We start from the raw sequence: 19,199 nt of genomic DNA, 5'->3' as shown, positions 1-19,199 counted from the left end.
TGTGAATTGATGACTCGCGGCAACGTGACAACGTTGTTGTCGGGCGTACGTCGGTGAGGCGTCCGGGGCGGGAAGGGAGGCGGGCCTCCGTGGGGAGGTGGACGGGCCTCCGTGGGGAGGGGGACGGGCCGGGTGACCGCGGCCGGGGTGCCGGGTCAGTCGGACGCGGGGAGCCAGCGGTAGACCAGTTCGGGGCGGCCGACGTGGCCGTACTGGGGGCTGCGGGCCGCGCGGGCGGTGTCGACCAGGTGTTCCAGGTAGCGGCGCGCGGTGATGCGGGAGAGGCCGGCCGACTGGGCGGCCGTGGTGGCGGTCAGGCCGTCGGGTGCGGCGCGCAGGGTGCGGATGACGCGTTCGAGGGTGGGGCCGCTGAGGCCCTTCGGCAGGGCGGCGGGGCCCGGTGCGCGCAGGGTGGCGAGCGCGCGGTCCACCTCGTCCTGGCCGGTGGCCTCGCCCTCCGCCGCGGCCGAGCGGTACTCCGCGTAGCGGGTGAGGCGGTCGCGGAGGGTGGCGAAGGTGAAGGGCTTCAGGACGTACTGGACGACGCCGAGGGAGACGCCCTCGCGGACGACGGCCAGGTCGCGGGCGGACGTCACCGCGATCACGTCGGCGGGGTGGCCCGCGGCGCGCAGGGAGCGGGCCAGCTGGAGGCCGTGGCCGTCGGGCAGGTGCAGGTCGAGGAGGATCAGGTCGACCGGGGTGCGGTCGAGGACGCGGCGGGCCTCGGCGGCGGAGTGGGCGGGGCGGGGGGCGGCCTCGAAGCCGGGGACTCTGTTGACGTAGAGGACGTGGGCGTCGGCCGCGACGGGGTCGTCTTCGACGACGAGTACGCGGATCACTGGGCGCCTCCGTGATCGCTTCCGGCGTCCCGGGGCGGGCCCATTGCGGGCTCGTGGGGGTCGTCGTTTTCCGTGCGCGGCACCGGGGTTGGGCCCTTGGTGGTGCGTTGGTCGGTGCCGCCGTTGTCCGTGCGCGGCGCCGGGGTTGAGCCCTGCGTCGTGCTTCGGTCGGTGCCACCGTCGTCCGTGCCCGGCACCGGGGGCTGTGCCCACCCGTTCCGCCATGCGGAACGTTTGCCCACAGCGGGGGCGGGAGCGGGGGCGTCCTCGGCTTCGGTGTGGGCGCCTTGCGTGGCGGCGGGGGCGGCCTCGGCTTCGGTGTGGGGGCCCTGCTCCGGGGCGGGAGTTGTCGTCGGGGTGACCGTCACCTCGAATTGCGCTCCGCCCTCCGGTGCCTCCCGTACCGTCAGCGTGCCGCCGTTGCGGGTGACCGTCTGGTGGACCAGGGCCAGGCCGAGGCCGCGGCCGGTCGGCGCCTTCGTCGACCAGCCGCGTTCGAAGACCGCCCGGCGCTGCGCGGGGTCGACCCCGGGACCCGTGTCCGCGACGCGCAGGAGCAGGCCCGCCTCGTCCGCCCGCGCCGTCACCGTGACCCGCGCCGCAGGCGAACCCTGCGCGGCGTCGACCGCGTTGTCGATGAGGTTGCCGAGGACCGTCACCAGGTCCCGGGCGGAGAGCGCCTCCGGGAGTACGCCGTCGTCGATGCTGCTGTCGTCCGAGACGACCAGTTCCACGCCGTGCTCGTTGGCCTGCGCCGCCTTGCCGAGCAGCAGCGCGGCGAGCACGGGCTCGCTCACCGCGGCCACCACCTGGTCGGTCAGGGCCTGGGCCAGCTCCAGCTCGGCCGTGGCGAAGTCGACCGCCTCGTCCGCGCGGCCGAGTTCGATGAGGGACACCACCGTGTGGAGCCGGTTCGCCGCCTCGTGGGCCTGCGAGCGCAGCGCCCGCGTGAAGCCCCGCTCCGAGTCCAACTCCCCGGCCAGCGCCTGGAGTTCGGTGTGATCGCGGAGCGTCACCACCGTGCCGCGCCGCTCGCCGCCCGTCACCGGGGAGGTGTTGACGACCACCACGCGGTCGGCGGTCAGATGCAGTTCGTCGACCCGCGGCTCCGCGGCGAGCAGCGCGCCGGTCAGCGGGGCGGGGAGCCCGAGTTCGGCGACGTTGCGGCCGACCACCGGCTCGCCGGCCACCCCGAGCAGCTCGCGGCCGCCGTCGTTGATGAGCGCCACGCGCCGTTGTCCGTCCAGCATCAGCAGGCCCTCGCGCACGGCGTGCAGCGCCGCCTCGTGGTAGTCGTGCATCCGGCTCAGCTCGGCGGCGTTCATGCCGTGCGTGCTGCGGCGCAGGCGCGCGTTGATCACGTACGTACCGATACCGCCGAGCACCAGCGCCGCCGCCGCGACGCCGAGCAGCGCGAGGAGCTGGCCGCGGGCGTTCGCGGTGATCTCCTCGATGGTGATGCCGGCGCTGACCAGGCCGACGATCCGGCCGTCCCGCTCGGCGGGCCGGTCCCAGATCGGCGTGACCACCCGGACCGACGGACCGAGCGTCCCCGTGTACGTCTCCGTGAAGGTCTCGCCGCGCAGCGCGGCCGCCCGGTGGCCGAGGAAGCGCTCGCCGATGCGCCGCTGGTCCGGATGCGTCCAGCGGATGCCGTCCCGGTCCATGATCGTGACGAAGTCGACGCCCGTGTCTTCCTGCACCTGCCGCGCGTACGGCTGGAGCTTCTCGGACGGGTCGCTGCCGCGGACGGCCTCCCGTACCGAGGGGGAGTCCGCGACCGCCCGCGCCGCCGCGGTCGCCTGGCGGCGCGCGCTCGTCTCGGCCTGGTGCTTGTCACTGAGGTACGTGAAGAGCGCGCACCCGGCGACCACCACCGTGACCAGCACGATCTGCATCGCGAAGAGCTGGCCCGCCAGGCTGCGGGGCAGCCGGCGCGGGCGGGCGGCAGGGGTGCGGGACATGCTGCCAGTCTGCCTCGTCACCCTTCGCGTACGAACGGCTGCACCGGTCACCGTGCGAGCGGGCCTCCTACCTGCCCGGCGCTCGTACAAGCGCGAACTAAATGAACGCAAGGGTGACCGCCCTCACAGGGCAGGAGATAGTCGCCGGGATCGCCCGGACCGCCCAGGACGTGAGCCGCACGCACTGCAGGCACCGCAACGCCGACGTCGTCGTTCAAGGAGGGCCCCGTGACCAGCACGGCTGACCCGCACAAGGCACCCGCAGCCAAGCGGGACCGCACGCATTACCTCTACATCGCCGTCATCGGCGCCGTCCTGCTCGGCATCGCCGTCGGCTTCATCTGGCCGGACTTCGCCAAGGAGCTCAAGCCCGTCGGCGCCGGCTTCGTGAACCTGATCAAGATGATGATCTCGCCGATCATCTTCTGCACGATCGTGCTCGGCGTCGGTTCGGTGCGCAAGGCCGCCAAGGTCGGCAAGGTGGGCGGGCTCGCGCTCGGCTACTTCATGGCGATGTCGGTCGTCGCGCTCGCCATCGGCCTGGTGGTCGGCAACATCCTGCACCCCGGTTCGGGCATGGACCTGAGCGACTCCGAGAAGGGCGCCGGCCACGACGCGGCCGAGGAGGCGGACAAGAGCCTCACCGACTTCGTGCTCGGCATCATCCCCAAGACCGTCGTCTCCGCCTTCACCACGGGCGAGGTCCTCCAGACGCTGCTCGTCGCGCTGCTCGTGGGCTTCGCCCTGCAGGCCATGGGGCGCTCCGGCGAGCCCGTGCTGCGCGGCATCGGGCACATCCAGAAGCTGGTCTTCCGCGTCCTCGGCATGATCATGTGGGCCGCCCCGATCGGCGCGTTCGGCGCGATGGCGGCCGTCATCGGCGAGACCGGCGTCGACGCGCTCAAGGCACTCGCCACGATCATGATCGGCTTCTACGTCACCTGTGTGCTGTTCGTCGTGGTCGTGCTCGGCACGCTGGTGCGCCTGGTGACCGGGGTCAACCTCTTCAAGCTGCTCAGGTACCTGGGCCGGGAGTTCCTGCTCATCCTCTCCACCTCCTCCTCGGAGTCCGCGCTGCCGCGGCTCATCGCGAAGATGGAGCATCTCGGGGTCAGCCGCCCGGTCGTCGGCATCACCGTCCCGACCGGCTACTCCTTCAACCTCGACGGCACCATGATCTACCTGACCATGGCGTCCCTGTTCATCGCCGACGCGATGGACCAGCCGCTCGGCATCGGTGAGCAGATCTCGCTGCTGCTCTTCATGATGATCGCGTCGAAGGGTGCGGCGGGCGTCTCCGGCTCGGGCATCGCGGTCCTCGCGAGCGGCCTCCAGTCGCACAAGCCCGCGCTGGTCGACGGCGTCGGCCTGATCATCGGCGTCGACCGCTTCATGAGCGAGGCCCGCGCCCTCACCAACTTCGCGGGCAACGCCGTGGCCACGCTGCTCATCGGCACGTGGACCAAGGAGGTCGACAAGGAGCGGGTGACGGCGGTCCTCGGCGGCCGACTTCCGTTCGACGAGCGGACGTTGGTGGATGACGGGCATGACGTCACCGGGCCCTCGGGGGCGGGCGGCGCGGGTGCGGGCGACGCGGACGCCGAGCCGGAGCAGAGCGATGAGGGCAAGGAGTCGGTGAAGGTGTAGTCGTATCCGTAGCCGTATGCGCGAGGGGGCGGGGTGCTGATGGCGCCCCGCCCCCTCGCGTCGATGGCGACGAGGATCCGTGAAATCCCTGCGGCCGGGCTTCTCGTCTTGGTGTGATCAGGGCATGACGATCTCGATGCCCACCCGCTGGCCGGAGTGCGGGCGCGTGGGGTGCGGTGGGGAAGTGGTGCGCCAGGGGGTGTGCCTGGCGCACTTGGACACGGACGCGCGGAAGGCCTACTTCGAGGGCTTGGGTCCGGGCGATGACGTGAACCACCGGGGCACGAGCTTCGACGCCGAACTCTTGGGCGCCCTGAAAGCGGCCCTGTACGACCCGGAGAGCCGGAGCCCCCGGTTCGGGCTGGCGGGCTTCGTCGGGGCGACGTTCACGGGTGAGGCCCGCTTCTCCAGGGTGACGTTCAGCGGTGATGCTTTCTTCGAGGCGGCCCGTTTCTCCGGGCACGCCCACTTCGAGGAGGCGGAGTTCTACGGGACCGCTCGTTTCTCGGGTTCGAACTTCACCGGATCAGGTGTGTTCACCGCCGCACAGTTCTGGGGGCGCGCGGAATTCGAGGCCGCCTGGTTCGCGCAGAGTGCCCTGTTGGAAAGGGTGGCGTTCCGTACATACGTCCGCTTCGATCATGCCCGATTCGACGGGAGCGTATCTTTTCACCAGGCGAGAATGGGAAACGCCGCCTTCCGCGGAGCGGTCTTCACCGGGAAAACGGTGTCCCTATCGGTGACGCAGATTCGGGACCTCTCTCTCACGGGCAGCGTCTGCGCCCCACGGCTGGACTTGGACGCGGCGGTGATCAGCGGGGACTGCCTGCTGGACGACGCCGAGCTCAGGCGAGGGATCTCGATGCGGGGTACCTCGGTCGAGGGGACGGTGACAATGAAAGACGTGATGCTCTCGGATCAGGTCGAGGACTTTCTGTCCGTCACGTTGGTGCCTCGGCAGAAGGATCGGGCGGGCGGGCGGGAGGCCGGAAATATTGGGCTGGACCGAATCCGTTCCGCCAGGCCCCGGCTCATCCCTCTGCTGCGAGTGGGGGGAAATGAGTTTTCGGGCCATGTACTGATCCACAGCGACCCGGTCGGCCAGAAGTCAGCCGCTCAGGACCGCCGGGGCGCGTACCTGTCGCGGCGCAAGCGGCGCCGGACGGATGCCGCCCTCGTCGCGGCCCTCGCGACATTTTCGGTTCTGGCCTTCTTCATCACCCACGACATCACCGCGGGCATCCTGGACGTGCACGCAGGCCTTCAGTTCGAGCCGTCCGAGACCGGTCAGATCATCACGGCGGTTAGCGGAATGGTCCTGGCGATCGGCACGGGCGGTGCCGCCGTGGTCAAGGCCGTCGCCCTGCTGATCCACGCGAGGGCCGACATCCTGCGTGCCAGGGCAGGGCTCCCGCCGGCGGAGAGTGCCTCGGGGGCCGAGGCGGGGGACCCCCCTCCGGGTGAGGCGGAGTCACCCTCGCTCTGAGTTCGGCCTCCCTACGAGTTCGCCCGCACGCTGTGAGTTCGCCCGTCCTCCGAGTGCTGCTCCCGTCCCGTGTCGGGCAGCGCCGCGATGATCTCCCCCGCCCGCTCCACCGGCACCCCCGCCGAAAGCAGCGCCGTCGACGCGGCGGCGAGCCCCGCCTCCTTCGGGTCGAGCAGGCCGTCGTTGACGGCCTCCATCAGGCCGAAGAGCTGCTGCTCGTGGACGTACGCGAGGGCGGCGGGCGGCAGGGGCGAGGCGAACGAGCCGTCCTCCAGGCCGGCCCGCAGCAGGTTCACGCACTCCGCGCGGACCGGGGCGAGGCGCTGCCGGATGCCCTCCATCGTGACGCTGCGCTGCGCGAGGGCGACGAGCAGGCGGTAGCCGTCGGCGATCTCCCAGACGGCGACCATCGAGTGGGCGAGCGATTCGGCGGGGTCGTCCGACCGGGCCCGCCCCGAGGCGTGGGCCGCGGCGACCGCCTCGACGGCGCCGTCGATGAGCGCGCCGATCAGCGCCTCACGGCTGGGGAAGTGGCCGTACACCGTCCGGCGCACGACGCCCGCGGCGCGCGCGATCTGGTCCATGGAGGCCTCCGGATCGCGCAGCAGCTCGGCGAGGGCCACCTCCAGGATGCGGCGGCGATTGGCGTCGGCTCGGCTCATGCGCTCCATTGTGCACGCGGGTCCGGAAGGGGTGATCAGGGCTTCCGCGCGGGGTCCTTTGGGGTGCTCTCCACCCGTTTTGCACGCGACTGTGCAATGGCGTAAGTTGCACAGTCGTGTGTAATTGCACAGTGCTGTGCAAGGTCACCGGACAGGCAGGAACGGAACGGGGAGCAGGGAAGGGTGAGGCTTCGGTGGCTCTGCTGATGAAGCAACCGGTCGAGGAGATGAAGCAGCCGTACGCGCGCCGCTGGTGGGCGCTGGGCGTGTTGTGTCTGAGTCTGCTGATCATCGTCATGGCGAACACGGCGCTGACCGTCGCCGCCCCCGACATGACCGAGGACCTCGGGCTGTCCAGCTCCGACCTGCAGTGGGTCATCGACGGCTACACCGTCCCGTACGCCGCGCTGATGCTGCTGCTCGGCGCGATCGGCGACAAGTACAGCCGGCGCGGCGCGCTGGTGCTCGGACTCGTCGTGTTCGGCGCCGGATCGGTCGCGGGCTCGCTGGTGGACAGCTCGGGCGGGGTCATCACGGCCCGCGCGGTGATGGGCTTCGGCGCGGCGATGATCATGCCGGCCACGCTGTCGCTGCTCGCGGCGACCTTCCCGCGCGCCGAGCGGGCCAAGGCCATCGTGCTGTGGACCGCCACCGCCGGCCTCGCGATCGCGGCGGGCCCGCTGGTCGCGGGCGCGCTCCTTCAGGACCACGGCTGGGCGTCGACCTTCCTGATCAACGTGCCGGTCGCCGCTCTCGCGATCGTCGGCGCCTTCGTGCTGATCCCGCCGTCCAAGGCCGGCCACAGCAACCGGATCGACTACGTCGGCGGACTGCTCTCGGTGATCTGGACCGGCGCGCTCGTCTACATGATCATCCAGGGCCCGCACTTCGGCTGGGACGCCAAGGCGGTCTCGGCGGCGGTCGTCGCGGGCCTCGGCCTGCTGGCCTTCGTCGCCTGGGAGCTGCGCCACCCGCACCCGATCCTGAACGTCCGCCGCTTCCTCGACCGCCGCTTCGCCGGCTCGAACCTCGCGGTGGCGCTCTTCTTCCTCGCGGTCTTCGGCGCGTTCTACTACCTCACGCAGCACCTGCAGTTCGTCCTCGGCTACAACCCGCTGGAGACGGGCGTGCGCATGCTGCCGCTCGCCGGCGCGGTCTTCGTCGGCTCGGCGCTGACGGGCTATCTGACCCCGCGCATCGGCATGAAGATCACGGTGTCGGCCGGCATGGTCGCGGGCACGGTGGCGCTCGCGCTCCTGACGCGGGTCGACGCGTCCTCCTCGTACGGAGACTTCGTCGCCCCGCTGATCATCCTGGGCCTGGCCATCGGCCTGGCGCTCTCGCCCTGCACCGACGCCATCATGGGCGCGTTCCCGGAGTCCGAGCTGGGCGTCGGCGGCGCGGTCAACGACACCTCGCTCGAGCTCGGCGGCTCGCTCGGCATCGCCATCCTCGGTTCGGTGCTGGCCAGTTCGTACTCCTCGAAGCTGGCGGACGCGGCGCAGGCCTCCGGCACGAAGCTGCCGGCCGGCACGCTGGACACCGCGCAGGACTCGGTCGGCGCGGGCTACGCGGTGGCGCAGGGCATCGGCGAGAAGGCGCAGGCGGCGGCCGAGAAGGCGGCCCACGCGAGCTCGCAGCAGCAGGCGGCCCAGCTCAAGGGGCAGGCCGACCAGCTGGCCCAGGGCGCGCACAAGATGGCGGACGCGGTCGGCTCCGCGTTCTCGGACGCGGTGGCGCACACGAGCCTGATCGGCGCGGCGATCCTCGGCGTCGGCACGGTGCTGGTGGCGGTGCTGCTGCCGCGCAAGGGCCGGGACGAGGCGGCGGGGGCCGGGGGTGACGCGGGTCCGTCGGACGACCGCTCCCCGGACCGGGAGCCGCAGCTGCAGGGCTGAGCCGCAGCGCTCTTGTTCACCATCGGCCGGGCCGTCCCTTTCGGGGCGGCCCGGCTTCGTCGTCCCGTCCCGGGGTGCCTCGGGGTGTCCGTCTGCTGCGGTGAGAACGAGGTTCCCGAAAAGCGTTGACACCACTCCACCTGAAGTACTACGTTCGGACCACTTCAAACGGAGTACAACAGGCGCAGTCGCCATCACCGCCCCAAGGAGCCGCATGCGAAAGCTCGTCTACTTCATCGCCGTCAGCCTCGACGGGTTCATCGCCGGTCCCGACGGGGCCGACCCCACGGGCCCCGACGGCTTCTGGCCGGTCGCGCAGGACTACGTCCACCACCTCGCCGGGACGTACCCCGAGACCCTCCCCGCCCCGGCCAGGGAGGCCCTCGGCGTCACCGCCGGGGGCACGCACTTCGACACGGTCCTCGAAGGGCGCAGGACCTACGAGATCGGCGTGGCCGCGGGCTTCACGAACTGCTATCCGCACCTGCGGCACCTCGTCTTCAGCCGCACCCTCACCGAGAGCCCCGACCCCGGCGTCGAACTGGTCGCCACCGACCCGGTCGAGCGGGTGCGGGAGCTGAAGCGGGAGGACGGCAAGGACATCTGGCTGTGCGGCGGCGGCGAGCTCGCCGGGGTGCTGCGCGGTGAGATCGACCGGCTCGTGGTCAAGCTGGGCCCCATCTCGCTCGGTTCGGGCGTCCCCCTCTTCGCGCACGGCACCCCCTTCGACCCGGTCCTCTTCACGCGCACGGACGCCGTGCTCCTCGACAGCGGCACGGTGTTCCTCACGTACGACAAGGCCTCGGGGGACGTGAACGGGTCCTAGGCCGTGAGCCGTTGGCCCTCGCCGGCCGCCGCCCGCAGCAGTGTGTCCGTCAGTTCGCCGGGGGTGGAGAGCATCGGCCAGTGTCCCGTGGCCAGTTCGAAGAACGAGGCGCGCGGGTCGGCGAGGTGCTGCACGAGCGGCAGGCCCGACGCCACCAGCGCTTCCAGCCCGGCGATGTCCATCGCCCCACCGGTGGTGCAGAAGATCCCCGTCGCCGCGAGCCCGGCGACCGCCCCGGAGATCCGCAGCTTCTGCGCGTACGGGCCCGCCGGCGCGGGCGAGACGAGGCGCGCGAGCCGGTCGAGCGCCTCGTCGGGGACGCCCGCGAGGTTCCCGAAGGCCTGCAACTCGGCCCGGGTGGGCGCCGGGATGCGCCAGCCGTCCTCGGCCCGCTCCTGCTGGCGCAGCGTCCGGTCGCGGCCCGGCCCGTCGGGCATCTGCTCGCGCACCTGGTCGATCATGGAGAGGCCGTCCTGCGGCATGGGCGAGTCCAGGTACACGAGCCGGGCGACGCGTTCCGTGCGCCGGTCGGCGGCGCCCACGCACGGGTAGATGCCGTAGCAGTAGCCGACGAGCACCACCTCGGGCGCGTCGATGTGGTCGATCAGCTGGGTGAGGTCCTCGATGTGGGTCTCCAGGCCGACCCCGGGCCCCGCCAGGTGGCGGCGGTCACCGAGCCCGGTGAGCGTCGCCGCGTGCACCTCGGCCCCGGCCGCCCGCAGCCCCTCGGCCACGTCACGCCAGAGCCAGCCCCCGGTGTACCCGCCCGACACCAGCACGAACGTCGTCGTCATGAGTCCTCCTCCGCTTGGCGGCGCCCGCCGCGGCCCTCGTGTGCCGCGCGCTCGCCGGTACCGTAGGGACTCCCCCTGAGGGAGGTTCAAGCCGTGTCGCCCGACGAGGTGTGGAGCAAGCCCGACGACCTGTGGAGCATCGGACAACTCGCCGAACGCGCGGGCGTCACCGTCAAGACCGTGCGTTTCTACTCCGACCGCGGCCTGCTGCCCGAAGCCGCCCGCAGCGGTGGCGGCCACCGCCGCTACGGCCCCGACGCGCTCGACCGGCTCCGCCTCATCCGCTCCCTGCGCACCCTCGACCTGCCGGTCCCCGACGTGGGCCGGGTCCTCGACCAGGAGGACGACCTGGAGGACCTGGTCGCGCGGCAGCTGCGGGAGGTCACCTCGCGCCTCGTGGCACTGCGCTGGCGGGAGGCGGCCCTGCGGCTCCTGGCCGACTGCACCGTGCGGGAGCGCGCCGAGCGGCTGCGCCTGATCGGGACGGTGACCTTCCCTCCCGGCACGGCCGCGATCGCCCGGTTCTGGCGGTGCTGGCTGCCCGCGCGGCTTCCCTCCCGGGTGGCCACCGCGGTCATCGACCGGGCGGTCCCGGCCCTGCCCGACGCCCCGACCCCGGCCCAGGTGCTCGCCTTCGCCCGGCTGCAGGAGTTCGTGGCCGGCCCCTGCTTCGTCTCCGGCCCGCGCGCGGGCACCGAACACGGCGTGCCCGAAGTCCACGCGCCCGGCAAGGGCTACCGCCCCGCCGTCCTCTACGCGGGACTGCCCGAGGCCTTCGACCTGGCCGCGGTCCAGTTGCGCGCCGCACAGGCCCCGCACCCGGGTGAGGCCCTCGACTGCTTCGTGGCCGTCCACGCCGCCGCCCTGGGCCGCCGCGACACCGCGGACTTCCGCCGCGGCCTGCACCGCATGCTCACCGCGGAAGCCCGCATCGACCGCTACTGGCAACTGACGGCGGAGATCGCGACCCCGCCGACAGGCGGCCCGCCGGAGCCGACGCCGGGGGAGGCGGACAACTGGCTCAGGGCGGCCCTCGGCGCCGCCCCCTGCACCTGAAGGCGCCGGGGCGCATCTGCGCGGCCGTCCGTGAGCGGTACGGGAACGGGGCCCTCGCCGACGCGGGGCTGCCCGCGGAGCTCGAAGCGGCGGCGACGACCACCGCGTACGACGGCGCGGGTGCCGGGCACACCGGTGCTTGCCGTGGAGGGCGTGGGCGCGCTCTTCGGGCCCGTCGTGTCCCCGGCGCCGCGGGGAGAGGCGGCCGGGCGGCTGGGGGGCGGGGTGGTCCTGATGGCCGAGGTGGCGAACTTCCACGCGTGCGAGCGGCGGCCCGCCGAACCCGGCGTCCGCTGACGGGGGATCCTCCGCCGGCCTCGCCGGGCGGGTCTCCACGAAAACCTCTGGCCTTGACGCCCACGTCAAGGATTACCGTCGGGGCATGCGAATCGGCGAGCTCGCGGCGCGCGCGGGGACGACCACGCGGACGCTGCGCTACTACGAGTCCCGCGGGCTGCTGCCCGCGCGGCGCACCGGCAACGGCTACCGCACGTACGACGAGGACGACGTGCGGCTCCTGGAACAGATCAGGACCCTGCAGGACTTCGGGTTCGACCTGGAGGAGACCCGGCCCTTCGTGGAGTGTCTGCGCTCCGGCCGCCCGGAGGGCGACTCCTGCCCCGCGTCGCTCGCCGTGTACCGCCGCAAGCTGGGCGAACTCGACGCGCTGATCGGCGAGTTGAGCGCCGTCCGGGAGCAGGTCGGCGCGCAGCTGGCGCGTGCCGAGGAGGCGTTCGTGAGCGGCCCCGAGCCGCGGTGCGAACTCACGGGATGACGGAACGACGACGGAGCGACGGCATGAGGAGAGTGGGCACGTGAAGGCAGCAGGAGTGGCCGAAGTGACGGACGCGGACTTCGCGGGGGAGGTGCTGGGCGAGGCGGGCAGGCCCGTCCTCGTGGAGTTCACGGCGGACTGGTGCGGGCCGTGCCGGCAGCTGGCGCCGGTGCTGAGCGAGCTGGCGCGCGAGGAGGCGGCGCGTCTGAAGATCGTGCAGCTGGACGTGGACCGCAGTCCGGAGACCGCCATCGCCTACCGGGTGCTCTCGGCGCCGACGATGATCGTGTTCCGGGACGGGGAGCCGGTGAAGCAGCTGGTCGGCGCGCGGGCCAAGCGGAAGCTGCTCGCCGAGCTGGCCGACGTGCTCTGAACGGAGAAATGCCCCGGACGAATTGACGTCCGGGGCATTTCTCTGCGTATATTGGATTCTTTCGCGAAGCCCTGCTTATTTGCGTGCCCATTCACGCAAGGCGGTCTCACGGAAAGTTTCGATAAGAGCACTGTAACTGGCAAGGGGCTGAATTGTCAACCGAGGAATTGCGGGAAGAGCAGCAATTCGTCTCCGGGCTGTACGCACGCCTGGACGCGCTGCGCGAGGAGGCCGAGGCCACCATGCGGACGTCGTTGTCGCAGGTGGGCACCGGTCTTCAGGCGCGTCTTGAGCGGGATGTGCTGGTGGCGGAGCAGTCCGGGCTGCTCGCCGCCTTCGACGCGGGGGAGAACGGACTCTGCTTCGGCAGACTCGAATTCCGGGACGGCCGCGACCACCACATCGGACGCGTCGGGATCCGCGCGTCCGACACCGAACGCACCCCGCTCGTGATCGATTGGCGGGCCGACGTGGCGCGCCCCTTCTATCTCGCGACGGGCCACACCCCGATGGGCCTGCGCAGGCGCCGGCACATCACCACCAAGGGCCGCGAGGTCACGGACCTGCACGACGAGATCCTCGACCTGAGCGACACCACCCGTACCGGCCACGAGGGCGCCGACGCCGACGAGGTGCTGCTCGCCGCGCTCGACTCGGCCCGCACCGGCCGCATGCACGACATCGTGCGGACCATCCAGGCGGAGCAGGACCGCATCATCCGCGCCCCGCACCGCGGCGTGCTCGTCGTCGAGGGCGGCCCCGGCACCGGCAAGACCGTCGTCGCGCTGCACCGCGCCGCGTTCCTGCTCTACGCCCACCGCGAGCTGCTCGCCAAGCGCGCGGTCCTGGTCGTCGGCCCGAACCCGGCCTTCCTCGGCTACATCGGCGAGGTGCTGCCCGCGCTCGGCGAGACCGGCGTGCTGCTCTCCACCGTCGGCGAGCTGTTCCCCGGCGTGACCGCGACCGGCACCGACACCCCCGAGGCCGCCGAGGTGAAGGGCCGCGCCGAGATGGCCGACGTCCTCGCCGCGGCCGTGCGCGACCGGCAGCGGACCCCCGAGCCGGGCGAGCCGGTCGTCGTCCCGCACGACGACGGCGACCTGATCCTCGACTGGACCATCGCCGACGAGGCGCGCGAGGCGGCCCGCGCCGCCGACGTGCCGCACAACCTCGGCCGCCCGCACTTCGCGTTCCGGATCATCGACGCGCTCACCGCGCAGCTCGCCGAGCGCATCGGCCACGACCCGTACGGCGGGCCGAACTTCCTGGGCCCCGACGACATCGCCCAGCTCGGCAAGGCCATCGCGGCCAGCGCCGAGGTGCACGCCGCCATCGAGGAGCTGTGGCCGACGCTGACCCCGCAGCGCTTCCTCGCCGACTACCTGGAGGAGCCGACCGGCCTCGACGAGCGGGACGCGGCGGCCGTGCGCCGGCCCTTCGACGCGCCCTGGACCGCCGCCGACGTGCCGCTGCTCGACGAGGCCGCCGAACTGCTCGGCCACGACGACAGCGCCGAGCGGGCCGCCGCGGAGGCCGACCGGGCCCGGCAGATCGCCTACGCGCAGGGCGTGCTCGACGTCTCGCGGGCCTCCCGCACGTACGAGTTCGAGGACAAGGACGAGGACGACGCCGAGGTCCTGCTCGCGCACAACATCATCGACGCGGAGCGGATGGCCGAGCGCCAGGAGGAGACCGACCACCGCAGCGCCGCCGAGCGCGCCGCCGCCGACCGCACCTGGGCGTTCGGCCACATCATCGTCGACGAGGCGCAGGAGCTCTCCGCGATGGCGTGGCGACTGCTGATGCGGCGCTGTCCGACCCGCTCCATGACGCTCGTCGGCGACCCGGCGCAGACCGCGGAGGCGGGCGGCTGCGGGTCGTGGGAGAGCATCCTCGCGCCGTACGTCGAGGACCGCTGGGAGTACACCCGGCTCGGCGTCAACTACCGCACGCCCGTGGAGATCATGGACCTCGCCGCCGAGGTGCCGCGCCGGGAGCACCCCGGCTTCCGGCCGCCGAGCTCGGTGCGGTCCACCGGAGTGCGTCCGTGGGCGCGCCGGGCCGACGACCTCGCCGGCGCCGTCGCCGCCGCGGTGGCCGACGAGGCGCCCGACGAGGGCCGCCTCGCCGTGATCGCACCGCGCGAGCTCCACGCGGAGCTCGCCGCCCGGCTGCCCGGAGTGAGCGCCGGGCAGGCCCCGGACCTGACGCGGCCGGTCGTCCTGATCGACCCGCGTCAGGCGAAGGGCCTGGAGTTCGACACGGTCCTGGTCGTCGAGCCCGCCCGGTACGGCACGAGCGACCTCTACGTGGCGCTCACCCGGGCCACCCAGCGCCTCGGCATCCTGTACGCGACGGAGCTGCCCGGCGCGCTCAAGCGGGCCGAAGCCACACCGTAGCCAGCGGCGGCAGGGTCAGGCGCAGCGACGCGGGACGGCCGTGGGACGCCACCGGCTCCGGTTTCAGCGGGTCGGGGTTGGTGACGTCACCGCCGCCGAAGCGTGCCTCGTCGGTGTTCAGTACCTCCTGCCAGGCGCCGAACTCGTCCGGGACGCCGATGCGGTAGCCGTGCCGGACGACCGGTGAGAAGTGCGAGACGGCGAGCAGCGGGGTGCCGTCGGAGTCCTCGGCCGGGTGGCGCAGGAAGGCGAAGACGTTGTCCTCGGCGGCGTCGCCCTCGACCCAGGCGAAGCCGCCGGGGTCGGTGTCGCGCTCCCACAGGGCGCTCTCGCGGCGGTAGACGGTGTTGAGTTCGCGGACGAGGTCGCGCACGCCCCGGTGGTCGGCCTCCGCGCCGTACGCCGGGTCGAGCAGCCACCAGTCCGGGCCGTGGCTCTCCGACCACTCGGCGCCCTGGGCGAACTCCTGGCCCATGAACAGGAGTTGCTTGCCGGGGTGGGCCCACATGAAGCCGAGGTAGGCGCGCTGGGTGGCCCGCTGCTGCCACCAGTCGCCGGGCATCTTGGAGACCAACGACCGCTTGCCGTGCACGACTTCGTCGTGCGAGATGGGCAGGACGTAGTTCTCGCTGTAGGCGTAAACCATCGAGAACGTCATCTCGTTGTGGTGGTGCTTGCGGTGCACCGGCTCCTTGGCGGCGTAGCCGAGCGAGTCGTGCATCCAGCCCATGTTCCACTTCAGGCCGAAGCCGAGGCCGCCGCGTGCCGGACTGTCGGGGGAACCGGGGCCCTGGTGGTGGGTGGCCCGGGTCACGCCGTCCCAGGCCGTCGACTCCTCGGCGATGGTGACGACACCGGGGCAGCGCCGGTAGACGGTGGCGTTCATCTCCTGGAGGAAGGCGACGGCGTCGAGGTTCTCGCGGCCGCCGTGCGCGTTCGGGGTCCACTCGCCGTGCTCGCGGGAGTAGTCGAGGTAGAGCATCGAGGCCACCGCGTCGACGCGCAGGCCGTCGATGTGGAACTCCTCGCACCAGTAGGTGGCGTTGGCGACCAGGAAGTTGCGGACCTCCTTGCGGCCGTAGTCGAATTCGAGGGTGCCCCAGTCGGGGTGCGCGGAGCGGGCCGGGTCCTCGTGCTCGTACAGGGGGCGGCCGTCGAACTCGGCGAGCGCCCAGTCGTCGCGCGGGAAGTGCGCGGGCACCCAGTCCATCAGGACGCCGATCCCGGCCCGGTGCAGCGCGTCGACGAGGAACTTGAAGTCGTCGGGGGTGCCGAGGCGCGCGGTCGGCGCGTAGAAGCCGGTGACCTGGTAGCCCCAGGAGCCGCCGAAGGGGTGCTCGGCGACGGGCATCAGCTCGACGTGGGTGAAGCCCAGGTCGGACACGTACGCGGGAAGCTGCTCGGCGAGCTGACGATACGTCAACCCGGCGCGCCAGGAGGCCAGATGCACCTCGTACACCGAGAACGGCGCCTCATGGACCGGCCGGTCCGCGCGGTGCGCGAGCCACTCCTCGTCGTGCCACTCGTGGTGCGACTCGTGCACGACCGAGGAGTTGGCGGGCGGGATCTCGGTGCGGCGCGCGAGCGGGTCGGCGCGCAGCGTCGTCGAACCGTCGGGCCGGGTGATCGCGAACTTGTAGAGCTCGCCCTCGCCGACGGACGGCACGAACAGCTCCCAGACGCCGCTGCCGCCGAGCGAGCGCATCGGGAAGCCGGTGCCGTCCCAGTAGTTGAAGCCGCCGACGACCCGCACGCCCCGGGCGTTGGGCGCCCACACCGTGAACCGGGTGCCGGTCGCGCCCTGGTGGATCATCGGCCGGGCCCCGAGCGCGTCCCACAGCCGCTCGTGCCGGCCCTCGCCGATCAGGTGCAGGTCGAACTCGCCGAGCGAGGGCAGGAAGGAGTACGTGTCGTGGATCTCCAGCTCCGTCTCCTCGTACGCGATGTGGAGCCGGTAGTCCTCGGGCACCGCCCGCAGCGGTACGACGGTGGAGAAGAAGCCGTCGCCGTCGGCGCGGAGCTCGGCGCGGAGGTCCTCGGCGACCACGGTGACCGTCCTGGCGTAGGGGCGCAGCGCCCGGAAGGCTATGCCGCCGGGGACGGCGTGGGCGCCGAGGACGCCGTGCGGGTCGTGGTGGGTGCCGCTCAGGAGCCGGGCCCGGTCGCCCTCGGGGACGGGGGACTCGGTGACGGGCGGTGGCGTGGCGCCGGGCGCGGTGACGGGGTGGGAGGCGGCCCTGGCCGCGGGGACGGCGCTGGAGGCCTGCGGTGGTCCGGACTGCGGTCCGACCAACGCCCCGCCGCGCTCGGCTGGCGCCTTCGCAGCCGCCTTCTCGCCGGCCCCGGCGCTCGTGGCCGCCTCGGCCGTCTTGGCGACGCTCCTCGTGCCCCGCGCGCTCGCCGAAGTCCTGGCCGTCCTGGCCGTCTTCGCCGTCTTGGCTGTCTTGGCGCTCTTCGCGGTGCTCGTGGTGCTCGTGGTGGCCTTCGCCGTCTTCGCGCTCTTGCGGGGCTTCGGGGTCTTCCCCGCCTGCTCCGTCTTCTCGGCCTTCGCGGCCTTCGCGGCCTTCGCGGGCGGGGTGGCCGGTGGGGTGGGGACGGCGGACTCGTCGGTCGGTTTGCGGGGGCGCGGGGTCACGGGGGAGGCCTCCTCCAGAGGGATGGTCAGTGGGCTTCGTCGGCGGAGCCGTCCTGGGCGAGGCGGCGGACCGCGGCCAGCGGGACCGGCAGCCAGTCGGGGCGGTGCCGGGCCTCGTAGAGGACTTCGTAGACCGCCTTGTCGGTCTCGTGGGCGCGCAGCAGTACGGGATCGGTGCGCGGGTCGCGGCCGGAGACCTCCGCGTACCCGGAGCAGTACGCGGCCCGGCAGGCGTCGGCCCACTCGGGCTCCCACGTGCCGTGCGAGGCCGCGTAGTCGAAGGAGCGCAGCATCCCCGCGACATCGCGGACCGGTGGCTGCGGCAACCGCCGCTCGGCGAGCGGCCTGGCCGGCTCACCCTCGAAGTCGATGAGCGACCACGCCCCGGCCGGTGCGCGCAGGCACTGCCCCAGGTGCAGGTCGCCGTGGACGCGCTGGGCCGTCCACGACTGGCCCTCGCCGCCGAGGTCGGCCAGCGCCTCGAAGGCGGTGAGCAGCCCCGGCGCGTAGGGCCGCAGGGCGGGCACCGCCCGGGCCGCGGCGGTGAGGCGCTCCGCCATGGCGTCGGCGGTCCGCTCGACCTGGGCCCGGCCGAGCGTGACGGTCGGCAGCGCGGCGGCCAGGGACGCGTGCACCTCGGCGGTGGCGCGGCCGAGCGCCCGGGCCTCGCCGGTGAAGGACTCGCCCTTGGCGCGCATCCGCAGGGCGAGCTCCCAGCCGTCCTCGGCCCCGGCCAGGAACGGCTGGAGCACGCCGAGGCCGCAGGCGTCGTCGTCCGCCGCACCCGCGCCGTCCGCCGCGGCGGTCCCGTGCGCGAGGTCCGCGAGGAACCAGGCGGCAGGCGCGGGCACCCGGGCGCAGCCCTCGCGGGCGAGCTTGAGCGGCAGCTCTATGTCGGGGTTGACGCCGGGCACGACGCGGCGGAACAGCTTGAGGATGAACGTATCTCCATAGACGAGCGACGTGTTGGACTGCTCGGCGCCGAGTGGCCGCGGGGCGAGGCCGGAGGGGATCTCGACGGCCATGTCGCGTTCGAAGCGGAGTACGCCGTGCCGGCCCGGTATCCGCAGCCGCTCCAGGAGCAGTCCGGCCAGGTGCGGGTCGTGCAGCCCCTCGTACACGGTGCAGCCGGCGAGTGGGCCCTCGGTGACGTGGCCGATCAGCGCGGAGGCCAGGTGCGGCGGCAGCGTGCGGCGTACGCCGAGCAGCAACTGGTAGCAGTCGCCGGGCCGTTCGGGCAGCGCGCCGTCGAGGGCCGGGCCCTGTCCGGGGACGGCCGGCTGGCGGACCCGCAGGAGCAGATGGAGCAGGCCCGCCGGCGAGCTGCGCGGCAGGAGTTCGGTGGCCGTCACCGCTTCCAGGCCACCGATGGGGCGGCCCTTTCCGGCGAACCACCGCTGCCGGGGCAGCCACTCGCGCAGCAGCGGGTCGAGCGAGGCGAGCAGGGCCGTGGCGTGCGCACTGGGGCGGATGGCGGCTTCCGACATGGCGTCGCGTCCTTTCCGCGTCGCGGACAAGGCAGGAGTGCGGGAGTGCCGTGGTGCGTGGAGGGGTGTGCCGGTGGTGCGTAGGAGTGCCCAGGGCGGGGCGGGTGGAAACCGCCCCGCGCGGGAGTGGCGCTGCCGGAGCCTACGTCGGTTCCTTGCGCAGCCGGAACCAGTAGAACCCGTGTCCCGCCAGGGTCAGGAGGTACGGCAGCTCACCGATGGCCGGAAAGCGCACCCCGCCGATCAGCTCCACGGGGTGGCGGCCTTCGAAGGTCTGGAGGTCGAGTTCGGTGGGTTGGGCGAAGCGGGAGAAGTTGTGGACGCACAGGACGAGGTCGTCCTTGTATTCGCGCAGGAA

General features: G+C 72.7%; 16 protein-coding genes. 9 read left to right on the top strand and 7 right to left on the bottom strand.

Going from position 1 to position 19,199, the window contains the following annotated elements:
• Positions 1 to 155: 155 nt before the first annotated feature.
• Positions 156 to 839 (bottom strand): response regulator, encoded by a 684-nt coding sequence (locus ACZ6B8_RS18940; protein WP_471607947.1) that lies wholly within the window; start codon positions 837 to 839, stop codon positions 156 to 158.
• Positions 836 to 2,737: a sensor histidine kinase gene (locus ACZ6B8_RS18935; RefSeq protein ID WP_471608177.1), complete on the bottom strand. Its 1,902-nt coding sequence runs from the start codon at positions 2,735 to 2,737 to the stop codon at positions 836 to 838. Before ACZ6B8_RS18935 ends, ACZ6B8_RS18940 begins: the two co-directional genes overlap by 4 nt.
• A gap of 294 nt (positions 2,738 to 3,031) precedes the next feature.
• On the opposite strand from ACZ6B8_RS18935, the gene ACZ6B8_RS18930 reads away from it, so the two are divergent.
• Positions 3,032 to 4,450 (top strand): cation:dicarboxylate symporter family transporter, encoded by a 1,419-nt coding sequence (locus tag ACZ6B8_RS18930; protein ID WP_471607946.1) that lies wholly within the window; start codon positions 3,032 to 3,034, stop codon positions 4,448 to 4,450.
• Between the two features lie 124 nt (positions 4,451 to 4,574).
• Positions 4,575 to 5,936, top strand: a complete 1,362-nt coding sequence (locus ACZ6B8_RS18925) for a pentapeptide repeat-containing protein (RefSeq protein WP_471607945.1) — start codon at positions 4,575 to 4,577, stop codon at positions 5,934 to 5,936.
• A gap of 11 nt (positions 5,937 to 5,947) precedes the next feature.
• Here ACZ6B8_RS18925 and ACZ6B8_RS18920 read toward each other — a convergent pair whose 3' ends face one another.
• Complete coding sequence (locus ACZ6B8_RS18920) at positions 5,948 to 6,598, bottom strand: TetR/AcrR family transcriptional regulator (protein ID WP_471607944.1); 651 nt, start codon at positions 6,596 to 6,598, stop codon at positions 5,948 to 5,950.
• Positions 6,599 to 6,804: 206 nt separating this feature from the next.
• On the opposite strand from ACZ6B8_RS18920, the gene ACZ6B8_RS18915 reads away from it, so the two are divergent.
• Positions 6,805 to 8,496, top strand: a complete 1,692-nt coding sequence (locus tag ACZ6B8_RS18915) for an MFS transporter (protein ID WP_471608176.1) — start codon at positions 6,805 to 6,807, stop codon at positions 8,494 to 8,496.
• A gap of 214 nt (positions 8,497 to 8,710) precedes the next feature.
• Positions 8,711 to 9,322: a dihydrofolate reductase family protein gene (locus ACZ6B8_RS18910; protein ID WP_471607943.1), complete on the top strand. Its 612-nt coding sequence runs from the start codon at positions 8,711 to 8,713 to the stop codon at positions 9,320 to 9,322.
• On the opposite strand, the gene ACZ6B8_RS18905 is transcribed toward ACZ6B8_RS18910, so the two are convergent.
• Positions 9,319 to 10,116: an alpha/beta fold hydrolase gene (locus tag ACZ6B8_RS18905; protein WP_471607942.1), complete on the bottom strand. Its 798-nt coding sequence runs from the start codon at positions 10,114 to 10,116 to the stop codon at positions 9,319 to 9,321. The two genes, ACZ6B8_RS18910 and ACZ6B8_RS18905, sit on opposite strands and share 4 nt — an antisense overlap.
• Positions 10,117 to 10,209: 93 nt before the next feature.
• Here ACZ6B8_RS18905 and ACZ6B8_RS18900 point away from each other — a divergent pair, with 93 nt between their 5' ends.
• From ACZ6B8_RS18900 to ACZ6B8_RS18880, 5 genes are all read left to right on the top strand, one after another.
• Positions 10,210 to 11,172: a helix-turn-helix domain-containing protein gene (locus ACZ6B8_RS18900; RefSeq protein ID WP_471607941.1), complete on the top strand. Its 963-nt coding sequence runs from the start codon at positions 10,210 to 10,212 to the stop codon at positions 11,170 to 11,172.
• A gap of 120 nt (positions 11,173 to 11,292) precedes the next feature.
• Positions 11,293 to 11,469, top strand: a complete 177-nt coding sequence (locus ACZ6B8_RS18895; RefSeq protein WP_471607940.1) for a mycothiol-dependent nitroreductase Rv2466c family protein — start codon at positions 11,293 to 11,295, stop codon at positions 11,467 to 11,469.
• Between the two features lie 85 nt (positions 11,470 to 11,554).
• On the top strand, positions 11,555 to 11,947 hold the full coding sequence (locus tag ACZ6B8_RS18890; protein ID WP_471079850.1) for a MerR family transcriptional regulator: 393 nt from the start codon (positions 11,555 to 11,557) through the stop codon (positions 11,945 to 11,947).
• 40 nt (positions 11,948 to 11,987) lie between these two features.
• Positions 11,988 to 12,320 carry a thioredoxin family protein gene (locus ACZ6B8_RS18885; protein ID WP_471079853.1) on the top strand — a complete coding sequence of 111 codons (333 nt, stop codon included), beginning with the start codon at positions 11,988 to 11,990 and terminating at the stop codon, positions 12,318 to 12,320.
• Between the two features lie 152 nt (positions 12,321 to 12,472).
• The gene (locus tag ACZ6B8_RS18880) at positions 12,473 to 14,719 is read left to right on the top strand and encodes a HelD family protein (protein ID WP_471607939.1); all 2,247 of its coding nucleotides are present in this window, start codon (positions 12,473 to 12,475) and stop codon (positions 14,717 to 14,719) included.
• Here ACZ6B8_RS18880 and glgB read toward each other — a convergent pair.
• The 3 genes from glgB to ACZ6B8_RS18865 form a co-directional block, all read right to left on the bottom strand.
• Positions 14,694 to 17,354, bottom strand: coding sequence for a 1,4-alpha-glucan branching enzyme (gene glgB / locus ACZ6B8_RS18875; RefSeq protein WP_471607938.1), 2,661 nt, complete (start codon positions 17,352 to 17,354; stop codon positions 14,694 to 14,696). The genes ACZ6B8_RS18880 and glgB overlap by 26 nt on opposite strands.
• A 26-nt stretch (positions 17,355 to 17,380) precedes the next feature.
• The gene (locus ACZ6B8_RS18870) at positions 17,381 to 18,841 is read right to left on the bottom strand and encodes a maltokinase N-terminal cap-like domain-containing protein (RefSeq protein ID WP_471079862.1); all 1,461 of its coding nucleotides are present in this window, start codon (positions 18,839 to 18,841) and stop codon (positions 17,381 to 17,383) included.
• Positions 18,842 to 18,983: 142 nt separating this feature from the next.
• On the bottom strand, positions 18,984 to 19,199 hold a 216-nt coding region (locus tag ACZ6B8_RS18865), incomplete at its 5' end, for an alpha-glucosidase C-terminal domain-containing protein (protein ID WP_471607937.1).

It is taken from the genome of Streptomyces sp. NPDC041122 (assembly GCF_055592445.1).
Note: the sequence above shows the minus strand (reverse complement) of the source record. Positions and strands in the feature narration are given on the sequence as shown.